At 57.1% G+C, this 16,976-nt stretch carries 10 protein-coding genes; 5 read left to right on the top strand and 5 right to left on the bottom strand.

The features are described from left to right. Both AUC61_RS12560 and AUC61_RS12555 read right to left on the bottom strand, forming a co-directional pair. Positions 1-1,220, bottom strand: a 1,220-nt coding sequence (locus AUC61_RS12560) for an RHS repeat domain-containing protein (protein ID WP_422765265.1), incomplete at its 3' end; no start/stop codon positions are given. Continuing rightward, positions 1,217-5,500, bottom strand: coding sequence for a SpvB/TcaC N-terminal domain-containing protein (locus tag AUC61_RS12555; RefSeq protein WP_243246527.1), 4,284 nt, complete (start codon positions 5,498-5,500; stop codon positions 1,217-1,219). The genes AUC61_RS12555 and AUC61_RS12560, both read right to left, overlap by 4 nt. A gap of 384 nt (positions 5,501-5,884) precedes the next feature. Between AUC61_RS12555 and AUC61_RS12550 the strand changes: the two genes are divergently transcribed. Further along, positions 5,885-8,644, top strand: coding sequence for an RHS repeat-associated core domain-containing protein (locus tag AUC61_RS12550; protein ID WP_243246526.1), 2,760 nt, complete (start codon positions 5,885-5,887; stop codon positions 8,642-8,644). A 113-nt stretch (positions 8,645-8,757) separates the two neighbouring features. Here AUC61_RS12550 and AUC61_RS12545 read toward each other — a convergent pair whose 3' ends face one another. Beyond that, positions 8,758-10,281: a fumarate hydratase gene (locus AUC61_RS12545; RefSeq protein WP_243246525.1), complete on the bottom strand. Its 1,524-nt coding sequence runs from the start codon at positions 10,279-10,281 to the stop codon at positions 8,758-8,760. Positions 10,282-10,660: 379 nt separating this feature from the next. On the opposite strand from AUC61_RS12545, the gene AUC61_RS12540 reads away from it, so the two are divergent. Both AUC61_RS12540 and AUC61_RS12535 read left to right on the top strand, forming a co-directional pair. After that, a complete protein-coding gene (locus AUC61_RS12540; RefSeq protein WP_243246541.1) occupies positions 10,661-11,779 on the top strand; it encodes a GGDEF domain-containing protein in 1,119 nt (372 codons plus the stop codon). After that, a complete protein-coding gene (locus AUC61_RS12535) occupies positions 11,772-12,710 on the top strand; it encodes an iron-sulfur-binding ferredoxin reductase (RefSeq protein ID WP_243246524.1) in 939 nt (312 codons plus the stop codon). Before AUC61_RS12540 ends, AUC61_RS12535 begins: the two co-directional genes overlap by 8 nt. Before the next feature lie 144 nt (positions 12,711-12,854). On the opposite strand, the gene pyk is transcribed toward AUC61_RS12535, so the two are convergent. Then, a complete protein-coding gene (gene pyk, locus AUC61_RS12530; RefSeq protein ID WP_243246523.1) occupies positions 12,855-14,306 on the bottom strand; it encodes a pyruvate kinase in 1,452 nt (483 codons plus the stop codon). Positions 14,307-14,481: 175 nt separating this feature from the next. On the opposite strand from pyk, the gene AUC61_RS12525 reads away from it, so the two are divergent. Next, positions 14,482-14,856: a tetratricopeptide repeat protein gene (locus AUC61_RS12525; protein ID WP_027900594.1), complete on the top strand. Its 375-nt coding sequence runs from the start codon at positions 14,482-14,484 to the stop codon at positions 14,854-14,856. Positions 14,857-15,091: 235 nt separating this feature from the next. After that, positions 15,092-15,451, top strand: coding sequence for a PilZ domain-containing protein (locus AUC61_RS12520; protein WP_122665534.1), 360 nt, complete (start codon positions 15,092-15,094; stop codon positions 15,449-15,451). A 189-nt stretch (positions 15,452-15,640) separates the two neighbouring features. On the opposite strand, the gene AUC61_RS12515 is transcribed toward AUC61_RS12520, so the two are convergent. After that, entirely contained in the window at positions 15,641-16,972 is a 1,332-nt protein-coding gene (locus tag AUC61_RS12515) for a DUF58 domain-containing protein (protein WP_243246540.1), read from the bottom strand. Between the last annotated feature and the right edge of the window lie 4 nt (positions 16,973-16,976).

The raw sequence follows: 16,976 nt of genomic DNA, 5'->3' as shown, positions 1-16,976 counted from the left end.
AAACGGTTAAAGGGCTGGGCGCCGAGGTGGTGCATTGCCAGTAAATTACCGCCCGCATCGTAATCGTAGGTTTGTGTGTAATTAGCGATCTGGTTGGGATCAGGCGGCAGGTTCTGCAGGTCGGGCAGGGCGGGGCCGTGGCTGGCGCCGGTTTTGACTTCCCGGCCGGTGGCTTCGATCAATTGGTACAGGGTGTCGTAACGATACTGGCTGATTGGCTCGATGCGCTGGTTGGCGAAGAAACGCGCTGGCTGCGCGGCATCTTCGATCTGTTCGATATTGCCGACCGGGTCGTAGCTGTAATTCAAAAGCTGCAGCGGCGGTGCGTCAGGCAGCGCTGCGCTGAGTTCGCTTAGCCGCCCGGTTTGTGGGTCATAGAGAGAACAGCTGATCACGCCATTGCCTGCGGTTTGCTGCTCGACCTGATCGAAAGCGTTGTAGCGGATGTCGCTGAGCACGATCTGTTCACCAAGGGAAACCGATTTCAGTTGGCCTGCCACGGTGTGTTCGAAACGCCGGGTATTGCCCATGGCATCGGTTTGTTCGATCACTTCACCCAGCGCGTTGAAGCCCCAGGCCGATGCAAAGCCACCGGTCTCCAGCAAGGCGTCTCGCTCGGCAATCGCCAACGGCCAGTCGGGCAGCTCCAGCGTGCGCAAGAAATGTCGAACTTCGGTTAGCGGAGAACCAAGCAGGCCGTATTCCGGGCGATGGATCGTGCCTGCTGTATCGTCATGGCGGATGAGTTGATTGCACTGGTTGTGGTCGGACGTTTCCGGTCCGCCATACGTGAACCGTTCGACAGCCAAACCCTGTTGGAGCGCCACCCCGGTCGCTCCAACAGAATCCCCCGTAGCTTCGCTGGTCAATACCGGCCGCAGCATCTCATCGTATTCAACCAGCGCGTGACTGCCGCGACGGTCCCAGTCCTCAATCAATTGCCCGGCGTCGCCCAGCAGTGCCACCCGCCAACCGGCATCGACGCTGTCGGTGAACAACACTTGGCCGGAAAGGCTATGTACGCTGATTTGATTGGGCGTTGGCAAGCGCGGATCCTGGCTGGCGATCAGGCGTCCGGTCGGGTTGTACTCTTGGCGTGTCACACGCAGGTCGGGCGCGTCGGCAGTGGTGAGGCGATGACACGCGATCAGGCGCACCGGCAGGCCGCGGCTGTCCACGACGCTGAGCATCGGTGTCTGAGCATGCAGGGCATGGCTCATCGCAAGGCTTCCACTTCTTCGGCGGTGTCGTTTTCATCCTCGCTGATGGTGTACCAGGTCCTGTAGGTCAGGCGTCGCATCCAGCCCTTGGCAGTGAGGGTTTTAGTGGGGCGGCCCAACGGGTCGTAGAACTGTTTGTCGTGGTAGCCGTAATCACGCATTTGCCGGTCGTTGACATAGACGTGATTGCTGGCGAAGTAAGGGCGATAGACCCTGACCACGAGGCCCTTGTTGTTGTATTCCACGCGCTCGCTGACCCGCCAGCGCTTTTCAGCATGGACGATGACAGGTTGGCCGCCCACTATGTCCAGATTGCCGAAGTCATCAACTTTGTAAGCGTCACCGGCTTCGACGAGCTGACGTGTTTGCAGGGGGCGACCAAAGCCGTCCACAGAGGTCAGGATGATTCTGATTTGCTTACTCGGATCGTCGGGGTAGCGGTCCGCTTGGAGGGCCGCGGTGCCGAAGGGGATACGGCCGGTATCGTGGGTCATATTGGCGTCGTAGTAATAGACGCTGGCCTGCCTTGCAAGCACCAGTTCTGGATCCTCGACAGCCTGCCGGGTTCCCCCCAATATGTGCACGCCCGTGTTCAGAGGGTCGAAACCCACGGCCTCGCCTGATTCAGTTCCATAAAAACTGGTCGCCCATATCCGGCCAAACGCATCGTAGTCTGCTTCTTGGGTGTTCTGGTTGGGATCGATGATTTGTCGTGGCTGCAAGGTGCGGTAGTCATAAGTTGCCTGGGTTGTGCACCCCACAGGGTCGGTCACTCGAACCATTAGCATGTGATAGTCGTCGTACTCGACTTCGGTCCAGCCATGGCTGCGGGTAGGCCTGAAAGTCTCGGGCAGGTAAAAACCTTCCAGCCCGGCATAACTGGCGAAGCCGCGTTTGACCGACCAGAGATTCAAGCCATCATCGGGTAAGAAGCTGGGCATTTGCTGGTAGCCGATTTCTTCAAGCCGCGCTGCCAGTTGTTCTGCGTCCATCACTCGCTCGTAAGCGCTTAGCGCATGGTCATCGAGTTCGGCGCTTTCCGTTGCATCGGCTAACGCTTCGAAGGTGGCTTCGCCGTCGCCGCAGCCGATGTAACGCTGTACGGATAAAGCCGTCAGAGTTCGGGGCAGATTCGCAAACGGGCCCTGAGAGCTGATGAAGCTTTCGTAGCTAATGGCATCGGTTGAAAGCTCGTTGACCGGGACAACCATCGCATTGGCTCGCATGCGATAGGGCAGACCCAGGCGCCAGCTTTGTGGGCTGTCCAGATGAATGACCTGGGCGCGGGTTTCGTTCAGATAGAAATGCTGTTGCGCTTCGTCATGGGACGCCTGCCACCAAGTGTTCTGGTGCTCATCGTCGAAGGGCGGTGTATCGCCCGGTTTCTTGCGTCGTGCATAGTTCACGGTTACGCCGTGGGTCAGCACGCCATAGCGGTCCCTGGCCAGGTTCAGGCTGTGCTCGCACTGAGGGTCTTCCAGCTCATCTGCTTCGTAGCGATAGCTGATTGATTCAAGTACCTGCGGCAGCATCAAGGCATAGGGCTGATGCTCAGACAGCCCGAGCAATTGACGCACCAGATAGCGAGACGCTTGCACGGCATACAGTACGTTTGGCTGCATCTGGTTATCAAGGCCGAACACTTCGTTGCGCAATACCGAGCCGCTGAGTGCACGGCTCATTTCTCGTTGTGTGGCAGGATCGGCTTCATCGATCAGGCGGTCTGTCTCCCCAGAGAGTTCGGATAACAGGTGCTCACCCAATACCTGAGCGTGCGGGTCGCTGCTGTCGTAGTCATCGTGGTCAGTTTCGGGAAAGCGCCCGGTGTGATACCAGATCTTCCTCAAAACAGGAGCCGTGAAGTCACTCTGCGGGTTTACCGGTTTTTCGCTGTCGGTTTGCAGGACCAGGCCAAAGCCCCGGAAGTCCCGGTCATGAGGATCGTAATAGCCTTGCCGATACTGGAATAATTGCGTGAGTGTGTTTCTGGTGACCCAGTCTTCCTGGGTTTGCTTGACTACAACGTGCACCGCAAATGGCAAGTACGAAATTGCTGGCTTATCGGCGGCGCGCAAAGCCTGTTTCTCGTCCAGCCATTCCTGTGCCGAGCTGCGATAAGTGACCTTGCCCAAACCACCGAAGTGGTTGTCGGTCTGGTTGAGTAAATACGGTTTTTCAGGGTAGGACAGGTGCCAGTGTCGAGGTGTCATATGTGGCACGGTGAGCACCACGCTTGCGCAACCCAGACCTTGCAGATCGACCAGGCTGACCTGGCAGAAACGGTCATAGCGCACACCGTTGGGCCATTGTTGGCTAAAAGGCGGAGCGAGGCCGTTACCACCCTTGTTCATGAACACCTGAATATCGTCCGTCTGCAGGTAAAGCACGTCGCTGGCGCCGGAGCCATCCAGGTCGGCCAGCCTGATCCGCCCGGCATCGAACGTTTCATAATCGAAAGTCAGTTCGGCAAACAGCTGGCCTTTACCGAAATGTCCACGCCCCAGATTCGGCCAGAAGCGGATCTCGTCATGGCGAATGCGGATCAGGTGTTGTTGGCCGGTGCCCAGCAAGTCACTGAAGGCCACCAGTTCGTTGGGGCTGTCGCTCACCAGCGGTAACCGGTCTTCGTTATGCGGGACATCGACCGGCGCAGCGAAGCCCTCGGTTCGGCGATTGGCATACAGCCGCACGCTACGGGGCCCGATCATCGCCAGATCCGACAGGCCACCGCCCACCAGATCGGCCAACTGCCCTTGGGGGTTAAAGAACTCCGTCGGGAAGGCCGCAAAGGTGACGAACCGCGACCAGCTACGATCAGGGTTGAGAGTGAAGAAGCCAGCCATTCCCGGCTGCGCGACGATCCAGTCAAGGCGGCCATCGCCAGTCTGGTCGGTGAGCGACTGCAGCACCATCGTCCTGGCGTCAGCAAGGGGGATCTGGGGCAAGGTCTGCCAGTCGCCGTAGGCAATTTCATCGCCACCGGCATCCGCGCGCATCGGCTCGCGATAGAGCCAACCCTTATCGCTGCGAAAGAGCACGCCCGGCAAGCCCTCGCCATATAAGTCGACCAATTGCCAGGACTGGCCATCGTTGAGCCCGGGCATCGAATCGAAAGGCTTGAACTCACCCGTCGCCTTGTTGAATTCGCTGTATTTGAATTCCATCGATGGGCGCTGATCCAGCTTGTGTAAGTTCGTCCCATCCCAGGCCTGACTGTGGGCGTTGACCAGCTTGTTGTAACCAAGAGGGTCAGCGGCATATTCCAGTAGCAGGGCTTGAATCAGCAGCGGAGACTCTGCCAGTTCATCAGGAAAGTGATGAAACATCAGGATTTGTTGGCACAGCCTCAAATTACCCAGTTCAAAGCCATAAGCAAAACTGGAGTGAGGATCGCTGCGCACATGCCAACTGGATTCAGCAGGTTCCTCATAGGTCGGTTTCTGGTGAGCAGTGGCTTCGTTGCGCTCGCCGTAGTCGAAGAGCAAATCGAAATGCCAGTTCAGCCCTTCCAGTGCAGCTTCGTCCCACAAGTACAGTTCGGCGTGGGCCAGAAAATTGCCCCAACGTACTCGCCACAAATAGCACTGGGCGATGAAGTCTCGCGGGTGATCGGGCCCCAGGCCCACTTCATCCTCGGCCTTGTATTCATAAAGAATATGTTCGCCGTGGGCGTTCATGCTTTCTTCCAGCAGCCACTCGGCGACATGGTTGGAATCGGCCGGGTCGGTGCTGCGCGAGGAGGCTCTCTTGCCGTAGAAATGCAGGCTGCCATCCGCGCCGTGGATCAGCCAGAAGCCAGGATCGACTGTATTGACACGCCAATGTTCGATCCGCTCGAACGCGCCTTCGACCCGTGCGAAATACCGGATTACCTGATACGCGATGCCTCCATCATGGGGGGCTGTTGCCGGAGTGCAGACAACGGCGCCGCTGTTGTCACGCTCAGGCAGCCAGACGTCACCACTGGGGCCGAGCATCACATCATCATCGGTGTATGTCGGTACGCCTTTGCTGGAGCGCCGGGCCACGCATCCCAGGTTCAGGTTCCAGCCCAGGCCGAACAGGCCATTGCCCGCAGTGCTCTGATAATTGAGCGAAAGGTCCGGCGCATAACCCCGGCCTTGCGTAATCGGCAGGCCAATGCCCAGTGACGCCGTGCCGCTGTTGCCCACCGGTCCCCAGCCTTTGCCGATGCTTTGAATGGCACCACCGCCTTTGGGCAGTGAAGGGGTGGCAAGCATGGGTTGCGGGTCTTGTTGTGCCTGTTCTTGAGTGGCCATGGTCTGGCTTACCTGCTATCAAACAACACATTACTTTCTGAAATGATGAGATTTTCTGTGGGAACGATCACTGTTTGCAGCAGAGGAAGTTTCGGCTCTACTGAGATTGGCCAATAAAGAAAAAGACGGGTCTGTCATGGCGGCGACGCTCTCGATTAAGGTCCCGTTGAGTGTGGACTTTTTTGAATAGACGTCTACCTGTCATAAATGACAGTCATGCCATGTGTTGTCTGGAGTTTTCAATAAAAAACAACGTGTAAGTAGTAATTCCGGGAGCAATGGAATATTTGGCTATTACCGTTAGTGCGTTTTAGCTGGTTATTTTAAAGCGGTGGATCGTTATTATTTATTGCTTGAGGGGATTTGCGTCGGGAGACATTTGCAATGCCGACCCCGGATTTGCTTGTTCACCGCCATACACCGGTCATCTCCGTGCAGGACTCACGCGCCTTGAATGTCCGTGTGCTCCAGTTCCATCGCCGGGTGTTGGGAGACCTTGCTGAACTTCGCGTCGAACAACAGACTTATGATGCCCAAGGTCGGCCATTGGCGTGTCGCGATCCACGCCTGTTTGCGCTGTTTGAAGCAGATGCCGATGTACCTGCGAACCTGACTCAAACGTTCAGCCTTGGCGGGGCGCTACTGTTGAGCCAAAGCACTGATGCAGGGTGGCGGCTGGGATTGAGAGGGGAGGCAGGTCAGTGGCTTGAAAGCTGGGACGGTCGTGGCACGCACTCCGCCATTGATTACGACGATATGCTGCGACCGCAGGCGATTCAGCAGCAAGGTCAAACAGGGCCAGCCTGTACGCTTGAGCGGTTTACTTATGGCGGTGCGGGCGACGACGCTGCTTTGCACAATCGTTGTGGTCGGCTGCTGCGTCATGATGATCCGGCGGGCACTCACTGGGGGGAGGACTATAGCCTCGGCGGCTTGTTGATACAGGAGGCGCGGCGCTTTGCGCGCGATCTGGAGTCGCCTGACTGGCCCGTTGAAGAGTCTGGACGGGATGCGCTGCTTGAACCAACGGCACAAGCAGCGTTGACTCGCCGTCAGGTCAATGCGTTGGGCGAAACCACAGGTCAGACCGATGCGCAGGGCAATGTCCAGCGTCTTGAGATGACCTGTGCCGGCACACTGCGTAGCACGCATCTACGGCTTGCAGGGCAGAGTGAGCGCCTGTTAGTCGGCGACATTTGTTATAACGCGTTCGGTCAGGTTGACGCTGAAACGGCAGGCAATGGTGTGCAGACTCGCACCTTCTATGATCCGGCCACTGGGTTATTGCTAGGGCTGACGGCGCGCAAGAGCGATGGCACGACCCTTCAGGATTTAAACTATGAGCACGATCCGGTCGGCAATATCCTGCGCATCGAAGATGCGGCCCAGCCGACCCGGTACTTCCGTAATCAGGCTATTGTGGACGTAGGTGCTTACCGGTACGACACGCTGTATCAGCTGATCGAAGCGACGGGGCGCGAGGCGCGGGACGCTGCCATCCACCCGCCGCTACCGGTGTTTCAGTCACCCGCGGCCCCTAACCAGTTAGCAAACTACAGCCAGTTTTATGATTACGATGCGGGGGGCAACTTGCTCACGCTGCGCCACGTCGGTGGGCAGCAATATACTCGGCGGATGATCACGGCCCGTTACAGCAATCGCAGCCTTCCCGTCTTTGACGATCACATCCCCGATGAAGCCGAACTGACGGCTGCGTTTGATGCCAACGGCAATCTGCTTCAGTTGCAGCCCGGTCAGGGGCTAACGTGGGATGCGCGCAATCAATTACAGAAAGTGACCCCTGTCCAGCGCGAAGATGCCGCCAATGATGATGAGCGTTATGTGTATGACGGCAGTGGTCAGCGTCTACGCAAAGTTCGAATGATTCTGGCCGCGAACACTACGCATCGTGCAGAAGTACGTTATTTGCCTGGCCTTGAAATGCGCACCGATACTGCCACCGGCCGGAGCCTGGATGTCATCACGGTCCAGGCGGGGCGAAGCGAAGTGCGAGTTCTGCACTGGCTGGAGGACAGCAATCCCGATGACATTGCCAATGATCAGGTGCGCTACAGCCTGAGTGATCATTTGCGTTCCAGCACGCTGGAGCTGGATGGTACGGCGGATGTGATCAGTCAGGAGCGTTATTACCCGTTTGGTGGTACTTCGTGGTGGGCAGGGCGCAACGCAGTGGAAGCCAACTACAAGACGGTGCGTTATTCAGATAAAGAGCGGGATGCGAGCGGGCTTTATTATTATGGGTTGCGGTGTTACGCGCCTTGGTTGTTTCGCTGGATTAACCCGGATCCACTAGGTACGAAAGACGGTTTAAATCTATACAGGTTCTGCGCAAGCAACCCTGTGAGCAGAGTTGATCTGAATGGAGGGGTCACTAAGCTGCCTGCAGACAATCTTCTGTCTACCGTATTGGATACCTACCTGGATAATGAGCCAGACTTTCTTATCGGACTAGGACTTCCAATGCTTTTTTCGGAGGTTCCGGAAGCGGCTAGCGGCAGTGGAACCAACGAGACCAATAAGTACTTAGAGAGTGATTCGCCAGCAAGTCATTCTTCGCAACTGTCTGACTCCAGTCCTCCGGGCAGCCCGACTACTCTGATTGAGCCGACCACCGAGCAGCATGCTGCCCTCGATATTTTAGGTAAAAATAACTACAGCCTTAATAGCAGAGGTCTGCTGGTCAGAGATAAGTTTGGCGGCAAGGTCTATCGCGCGGATCGCCGAGAACCAGGCGAGGTGCTGCAACAAGGATTCCACCCCTCTGACGAATTTACCGCGATAAAAAAAATGATCAGCGGTCGCGCTTTGATTGTTGCGGAAACTCTGGAAGGCGCGATTTATTATGCTGCGAACTCGGGGCATACCTACAACTTTTATGAGATTGATGCCGGTGACATAGGGGGGGCGTCTTTGGTAGAAAATCTGCTATTCAATAAACGGCAGTTGGTGGAGCACATTACGGCTTATCCGGAGGAAAGCCCGACAAGTCAGACGGGAGAGGCCAACAACATGTATGAAGCGCATTTGAGTCATGATGACTTGATGTCTGCTCGCAAGCCATTTGTTTACTTGGGGAAATTGAAAGCGCAAGTCGCGAGTCGGCGAGCAGTCCTGCACACATGATGTTAGCGCTTATGTAGTCGCTCAGATGCTCTCAGTGAGCTTTACGAGAAGCAATTGCCCTTTGAGCGCTTACGCTCGCAAGGCAATTGATGTCGTTACGTGGCAGGGCCTGCTTACTGCACTTCCACCGCCAAGCTGTCGCTTATCTTTTTCTGCCAGATCTGCGGGCCGGTGATGTGTACGGATTCGCCCTTGCTGTCTACGGCGACCGTCACAGGCATGTCTTTAACTTCGAACTCGTAGATCGCTTCCATGCCCAGCTCGGCAAAGGCCACGACTTTCGACTTCTTGATCGCCTGAGCCACCAGATAAGCAGCACCGCCGACCGCCATCAGGTACACGGCCTTGTAGTCCTTGATCGCTTCGATAGCGGTCGGGCCGCGTTCGGATTTGCCGATCATGCCCAGCAGGCCGGTTTGATCAAGGATCTGCCGGGTGAATTTGTCCATCCGCGTGGCGGTAGTCGGGCCAGCCGGGCCAACCACTTCTTCGCGCACCGGATCAACCGGGCCGACGTAGTAGATGAAGCGACCTTTGAGGTCCACTGGCAGGGTTTCGCCCTTGTTGAGCATTTCGACCATGCGCTTGTGTGCTGCGTCGCGGCCGGTGAGCATCTTGCCGTTGAGCAGGACAGTTTCGCCCGGCTTCCAGCTTTGCACGTCTTCCGGGGTCAGGGTGTCGAGGTTGACGCGACGGGCCGACGGGCCTGCTTCCCAGACGATTTCCGGGTAGGCATCCAGCGATGGCGCTTCCAGCGAGGCCGGGCCGGAACCATCAAGCACGAAATGCGCGTGGCGGGTGGCGGCACAGTTAGGAATCATGCACACCGGCAGCGAGGCCGCGTGAGTCGGGTAATCCATGATCTTCACGTCGAGCACGGTGGTCAGACCGCCGAGGCCCTGGGCACCGATGCCCAGTTGGTTGACCTTTTCGAACAGTTCCAGGCGCATCTCTTCGATACGGCTGGACGGGCCGCGCTTTTTCAGCTCATGGATGTCGATGGACTCCATCAGCACTTCTTTGGCCATGACGGCGGCTTTCTCAGCAGTACCGCCAATACCAATGCCGAGCATGCCAGGCGGACACCAGCCGGCGCCCATGGTCGGCACGGTTTTCAGGACCCAGTCGACGATCGAGTCGGACGGGTTGAGCATCGCCATTTTCGATTTGTTTTCCGAGCCGCCGCCTTTGGCAGCCACGTCCACTTCCACGGTGTTACCCGGGACGATGGAGTAGTGGATAACGGCTGGAGTGTTGTCTTTGGTGTTTTTACGCGCACCGGCCGGATCGGCCAGGATCGAGGCGCGCAAGACGTTTTCCGGCAAGTTGTAAGCACGGCGCACGCCTTCGTTGATCATGTCGTCGAGGCCCATGGTGGCCCCGTCCCAACGTACGTCCATGCCAACACGCACGAATACGGTGACGATGCCGGTGTCCTGGCAGATCGGGCGATGACCGGTCGCGCACATGCGCGAGTTGATCAGGATCTGTGCCATGGAGTCACGTGCAGCAGGCGACTCCTCGCGCAGATAGGCTTCGTGCATGGCCTGAATGAAATCTACCGGGTGGTAGTAGGAAATGAATTGCAGGGCGTCGGCTACGCTCTGAATCAGGTCGTCTTGCTTGATCACGGTCATGTGTGCGCGCTCCTCTTTAGGACGGGAACATTCAAAATATAGTCTGAGCCATCTGCGTTCGAACGATGTCTCATGGCTGCAACAGCGTGGCTGGCTGCGACAAAAAGGCGCGGCAGTATAACCCGCAACCTCTTGGGTCCATCCATCGGTTTTGCGCTTCGCATTTTTTTGCCGGTCGAATGGCTTTGCCCAGCACCGGCGGGTCTCGCTGGCAATAATGCCGTCAAACCCCCGTATCAAGGGGGACCCAACGGCGGGGATGCGAGTTGCAATTGAATCTATTTGAACGTATTTAACCTGTATTGGCTGGAAACTTTTCGATGAGAGTCTAAAGTTCCGGGCTTGGTGCCACTATGGGAAGGAATCCTTTTTGAGCACGATAAGCGCACGGGAAATATCTCCCGCCACACAATCCCTTTTTCTGAAGCGTTTTGGCCTGGCGGCGGCGACTTATCTATTAGTCACAGTGCTGAGCTGGCTGGCAATTTATACGGGAGAAATGCATCAGCCGATGCTGGTGACAGTGATTACCTGCGTTTTGGTGGTATTGAGTCAGCTTGCCGTATTTGCCGTATTTCTGACCAAGCTGAACCAGCGTTTCACTGATGCCAGTCTGACTGAGTTTCAAGTATTGCTCGCCCTGTGTTGGCTGACCTGGCTGCTTTCATGTCTGGATGGGGCCCGTGGTGTATTTTTGATTGTGTATGCGCCAATCCTTCTGTTTGGCCTGTTTCAATTGACGCCAATGGTCTTTGCCCGATGTGCAGTGTTGGTACTGCTGAGTTTTGCCGGTATCAACCTGTGGGAGTTCCTCGACGGAAGCATGCGCAAACCTGGAACCGTGCTCCTGCAGATCAGTGCACTGTTCGTCATGCTGCTGTGGCTTAGCCTGTTTGCCGGTTATGTAAATGCCCAGCGCCAGCGAATGCGTCATCGCCGCTATGCCCTGCAGGCTCACCAAGACACATTGCGCGGGATGATGGCGCAGCTTGAAGAGTTGGCTGCTACCGATGAGCTCACCAATCTGTACAATCGCCGCTACTTTTTGCGCATGGCCGCCAGGGAATTGAATCTGCTGGGCAGTGACGCTTCCCATGGGCTGGCCTTGATCGACCTCGATCACTTCAAGCGCATCAACGATAACTATGGTCATTCGGCAGGCGACCAGGTACTCCAGGCTTTTGCGGCCCGTGCTGAAGATTGCCTGCGCGACAGTGATGTACTGGCGCGCTACGGTGGAGAGGAGTTTGTGTTGTTCATACCGCAATGCAACGAGCAACAACTGATCGATTGTTGTGAGCGTGTACGTGAGGCTTTTAGCCGTGTTGAGTTGCCGACGTTGCCCGACTGCAGCCTGAGCCTGTCGGTGGGCATGACCTTGCTACAGCGTGGCGACAACCTTGATGAGGCGTTGCAGCGAGCAGATCTGGCGCTCTATCGGGCCAAACGTGCCGGGCGTAATCGTTGTATGGCGGGTTGGGAAAACGTTGATGCCTGAGTTGCATGTGGGCGACCGTCACTGGACGGTTGCAGCAGGGAGCAATTTACTTGATAGCCTCAACCAGGCTGGCGTAAGCGTCCCTTATAGCTGTCGAGCGGGCAGTTGCCATGCCTGCCTGGTGCGCTGCATCGATGGCGAACCCGAGGATGCGCTGCCAGAGGCGCTGGATGCGGGTAAACGTCAGGAGGGCTGGCGGCTGGCTTGCCAGTGTCGTGTCACGCAGAGTTTGACAGTCCAGGCGTTTGATCCTCTGCGTGACGGCCTGCCAGCGCAGGTTGCGGAGTGTGCCTGGCTCAGCCCTGCGGTGCTGCGTTTACGCCTTGAGCCGCAGCGACCGTTGCGTTACCGCGCGGGTCAGCATCTGGTGTTGTGGACTGAAAGCGGTATTGCCCGGCCGTATTCACTGGCGAGTGTGCCGGGAGAAGACCGTTTTCTGGAGTTTCATATCGATTGCGGCCGATCGGGCGCTTTTGCTGATATCGCTCGAAACCTGCTTGTCGGTGAGGGCCTAGGATTGGGCGAACTGCGTGGCGGGGCGTTGCAATATGATCCGGACTGGCAAGAGCGGCCTTTGTTATTGCTGGGCGCCGGGACCGGACTAGGGCCGTTATGGGGCGTGCTGCGTGAGGCACTGCGTCAGGATCATCAGGGGCCCATCAGGCTTATCCATTTGGCGCGCGACGGCGGCGAGCATTACCTGCGTACCGAACTGACTGAGTTGGTAAGTAATCATGGCAGTGTTCAAGTGCAGCTAGTAACGGCTGATGAACTGGAGGCAACGCTTGCAGACCTGCGCATGCTGTCGCGCAAGACCATGGCGCTGGTCTGTGGCAGCCCACACAGTGTAGAGACCTTTGCCAAGCGACTCTATCTGGCGGGTATTCCGCGTAATCAGGTCTTGGCGGATGTGTTTGTGGGGCGTGATTAAAGCATTCAAATGCGAGATTGCGTGGTGCCATAGACACCGGCGTCTCTCCTACAGAAGTGCGCTGCGGTTAACCCTCGGTCATCAGATACAAAAAAAGCCCCGACTCTTACGAGCCGGGGCTTTTTGTTTCCTGCGCGGGCGGTCTTAGACCAGAGGATCGCCGACGTGCAGGATCTTCATGCCGTTGGTGCCACCGATGGTGTGGTAGCTATCACCCTTGGTGAGGATGACCCAATCGCCTTGCTCAACGAGACCGCGCTTGAGCAGTTCGTCCACTGCAGACTGGCTGACCTGGCCTGGTGGCAGGTTGGCCGGGTCGAACGGTACGGTGTAAACGCCACGGAACATGGCCGCGCGCGCTTGGGTTTCGCGGTGCGGGGAGAACGCGTAGATCGGCACCGAGGAGCGGATGCGCGACATGATCAGCGGGGTATAGCCGCTTTCAGTCAGGGCAATGATCGCTTTCACGCCAGGGAAGTGGTTGGCGGTGTACATGGCCGCCAGCGCGATGCTTTCGTCACAACGGGTGAACGAGTGACCAATGCGGTGGCTGGAGGTTTTACCTGTCGGGTGCTTCTCAGCGCCGATACAGATACGGGCCATGGCCTGAACGGCTTCGATCGGATAAGAACCGGCGGCACTTTCAGCAGACAGCATCACAGCGTCGGTGTAGTCGAGCACGGCGTTGGCCACGTCGGAGACTTCGGCGCGAGTCGGCATCGGGCTGGAGATCATGGACTCCATCATCTGCGTCGCTACGATCACCGCTTTGTTATGACGACGAGCGTGCAGGATGATGCGCTTTTGCACGCCAACCAGCTCTGCGTCACCAATTTCAACGCCCAGGTCGCCACGGGCAACCATGACGGCATCACTGGCGCGGATCAGCGCGTCCAGCACTTCGTCGTTAGCCACGGCTTCAGCACGTTCGATCTTCGCCACCAGCCAGGCAGTACCGCCCGACTCGTCACGTAGCTTACGGGCGTATTCCATGTCAGCGGCGTCGCGCGGGAACGAAACGGCCAGATAGTCCAGCTCCATTTCGGCAGCCAGCTTGATGTCCAGTTTGTCTTTTTCGGTCAACGCCGGGGCAGTGAGGCCGCCACCGCGACGGTTGATGCCTTTGTGGTCAGACAATGGACCACCGATCAGCACGGTGCAGTGCAGTTCGTCGGCAGTCTGGGTGTCGACGCGCATGACCACGCGACCGTCGTCGAGCAGTAGCTCGTCGCCTACGCCGCAATCCTTGACCAGATCCGGGTAGTCGATACCCACGATTTGCTGGTTGCCTTCGGTCAGCGGATGAACAGTGGAGAAGGTGAACTTGTCACCGACTTTCAGTTCGATTTTCTTGCCAGCGAACTTGGCGATACGAATTTTCGGACCTTGCAGGTCACCCAGCAGAGCGACGAAACGCCCGTGCTTTGCGGCGATTTCGCGAATAAGCCTGGCGCGTGCCTTGTGCTCATCCGGGGTGCCGTGGGAGAAGTTCAGGCGAGCAACGTCCAGACCCGCGAGGATCAATTGTTCGATGACTTCCGGTGAGTTACTGGCAGGGCCAAGAGTGGCGACGATTTTGGTGCGGCGAACGGTCATGCACAAACTCCTTATATGAAGCGCAGCGAGAGGCTACTACTGTCTTGATCTGTAGTCATGTTTCTTTGCACTACCGCGATGTTTTGCCAGTGCACAATCGGCTGACGATCGGTGTCAAACCTGCTTGAAGAAATCTTGTTTCAGGCCGATACATTGCAGAGCACAGGAGAGTCCCATGCGAATCGTGATGATTTTAGTATTGCTGGCAGCTGTCAGCGGCTGCACCCGGATGGCCATGAATTCCAATTTGAACAGCGCCTATCGGTCCTATGACCGTGGTGACTGCGAGGCCGTAATGTTGAGCCTGTCCAAGGTCGATCGTCAAAGCCGGTCGCGCCGATATGTTCAGCCTGAAGTGTCGATGCTGCGTGGGCAGTGTCTGGAGCGGCAGAAACTGTTTGTCGATGCAGCGCAGACCTATCAGTTCATCATCACCCAATACCCTTACAGTGAGTACGCTTTCAGGGCTCGTGCCCGACTGGAGACCCTTCAGCAATTAGGTCACTATCCACGGGTGCAGACTGCACAGGTCAGCCCTGTAAAACGTTAGATACACCCGTTTGAATCTTCTGTATCGCTTTTGAGTGGCTGAACGGCGCAGTTGGTCTAGTCTCTGTAAAAGCAGACGAACGCACGTGACTTCCAGGACTTGTAACGGGTCAGAGTCACGTTTCACTGCTAAGACAAATCCAAGGTTTGTCTGAATCAGGGACGCTGACCGTCTTGGCGGTTATCAGGAGTTTTAGCGCGACCATGCTCAATGGTCACCTATGGCGGCTTTATCTATGTTGAAAGAGCGAAGAATCGAACGGCATCAACTGCCTTGCTACCTACGGGTTTTCAATCGCTACACCAACAAGCAATTAGGCTGTCTGGGCAATGTTTCCGAGCAGGGGTTGATGCTCATCAGTGATCTGCCAATGCTGGTAGGCGCTGATTTTGAACTGCGCATGCAGGTACCCTGTGAGCGCGGAACGCCTGTAACGCTGGAAGTGACCGCAACCTGCCTGTGGTGTCATGAAGATGAGACGCCCGGTAGCTACGACTCTGGATTCATACTGACCGAGTCGCCGCCAGAGTATGCGGAGCTGATCCGTGCCCTGAGGCACTACTTCAGTTTTTATCCGATGGAAGCGTCGGCCTGACGCAACGCGTTATCTCGCAGGCGAGACGTTGTGCCTGCATCGTGCGAAGGCCGCCTCGCCCACAAGTTGGCTCTTACGTTTTTCTGTAGGAGCTGCCGAAGGCTGCGAAGCATTTCTCCTGACATACCGCTATCGCAGCCTTCGGCAGCTCCTACAGGTATACGGTTTGCTGCATGGCAGTGCGATGTATCACAGCGCCCCGGATTTTTTCCAGCTCAGATAGCGACTGATCAGCTCTGGGCCAAGATCCGCTGGTCGTGAGTCCAGAACCGGGATTCCGTGAGCGCCCAAGCGTTGATGCAGTTCGGTGCGGGCGTTCAAGAAATCGATGGTCCCGCAATACAACAGTGCTTCTTCATAGGTCTGGACGGGCGATTGCCGCAGAGTGTCCAGTACCTCTTCGCGCAAGCTGACCACCAGAATCCTGTGTTTCTGGCCGAGTAGTTTGACCGCCGATAGCAATTCTTCGTCATCCTCATCGCGCACATTGGTCATCAATACCACCAGCGCCCGGCGTTTCTGCCTGGCTAACAGCTGACGTGCAGCGGCGCTGTAATCGGCAGATTTGCGGGTGGTACTCAGGTCGTAAACGCTATTGAGCAAGGTGTTCAACTGACTCGGCCCCTTCACGGGCGCAAGGTAGCGGTCCTGCCCGGTGGAAAAAGTCGATAACCCCACTGCGTCGCCTTGGCGTAGCGCGACATGCCCCAGCAGCAGTAAAGCGTTGAGGGCGTGATCGAAATGCGAAAGCGCGCCGTCCTGGCTGCGCATGCGTCGGCCGCAATCGAGCATGAAGATGATTTGCTGGTCGGTTTCCTCTTGATATTCACGTGCGATGGGCGCTCGGTGGCGGGCGGTTGCTTTCCAGTCGATTTGCCGCAGGCTATCGCCTTCTCGAAACTCCCGTAGCTGGTTGAACTCCATACCCAGGCCGCGGCGCTGACGCTGGCGCACGCCTATCTGGCTAAGCCAGTTCTCAACGGCGTGCAACTGGCCTCCGTTGATCTGGGTGAAGTCTGGATAGACCCGCGTGCTGTCGTTCAATGTCAGGCGGCGACGAGCCCGCCAAAGCCCCATCGGGCTGGGCAACTCCAGTTCACATTGCGCAAGCTTGAAATGCCCGCGTTGCAGCGGACGCAGCCTGTAGGTCAGTTGAGCCTGCTCGCCGGGCCGCAACGTAATGATTTGAGGAAGATGCTCGGCCTCGAAACCATCCGGCAAATGATCGAACACTTGCACGATGAGTTCGCCAGAGTAGTCATGACTCAGTTCCAGGCGCACATCGGTCCATCGGCCCAATGCCAGGCTGCCTGGAATCTGACGTTGCAGGCGCGGTGATGCGGTGCGACTCAACCGGAATGCATCGACCGCCGCAATCATCAGTAACGCCAGCAGCAACCCGCCAAACAGCAGGCCGAGTTCATCGGGCACCTTGATGGCCAGCGCAGACAGGATGCCGAGGAGCAGCGCCAAGGCCGCCATGGCTCCCAGCCAGCCGAGCAATGCAAGCGACGGTTTCAGCATG

Source organism: Pseudomonas maioricensis (assembly GCF_022790535.1).
Classification (GTDB): Bacteria; Pseudomonadota; Gammaproteobacteria; order Pseudomonadales; family Pseudomonadaceae; genus Aquipseudomonas; species Aquipseudomonas maioricensis.
Note: the sequence above shows the minus strand (reverse complement) of the source record. Positions and strands in the feature narration are given on the sequence as shown.

Excerpts from the sequence above, each read along its gene's own strand:
- AUC61_RS12555 (WP_243246527.1), bottom strand. The coding sequence starts at position 5,500 with ATGGCCACTCAAGAACAGGCACAACAAGACCCGCAACCCATGCTTGCC.
- AUC61_RS12550 (WP_243246526.1), top strand. The coding sequence starts at position 5,885 with ATGCCGACCCCGGATTTGCTTGTTCACCGCCATACACCGGTCATCTCC.
- AUC61_RS12545 (WP_243246525.1), bottom strand. The coding sequence starts at position 10,281 with ATGACCGTGATCAAGCAAGACGACCTGATTCAGAGCGTAGCCGACGCC.
- AUC61_RS12535 (WP_243246524.1), top strand. The coding sequence starts at position 11,772 with ATGCCTGAGTTGCATGTGGGCGACCGTCACTGGACGGTTGCAGCAGGG.
- pyk (WP_243246523.1), bottom strand. The coding sequence starts at position 14,306 with ATGACCGTTCGCCGCACCAAAATCGTCGCCACTCTTGGCCCTGCCAGT.
- AUC61_RS12525 (WP_027900594.1), top strand. The coding sequence starts at position 14,482 with ATGCGAATCGTGATGATTTTAGTATTGCTGGCAGCTGTCAGCGGCTGC.
- AUC61_RS12520 (WP_122665534.1), top strand. The coding sequence starts at position 15,092 with ATGTTGAAAGAGCGAAGAATCGAACGGCATCAACTGCCTTGCTACCTA.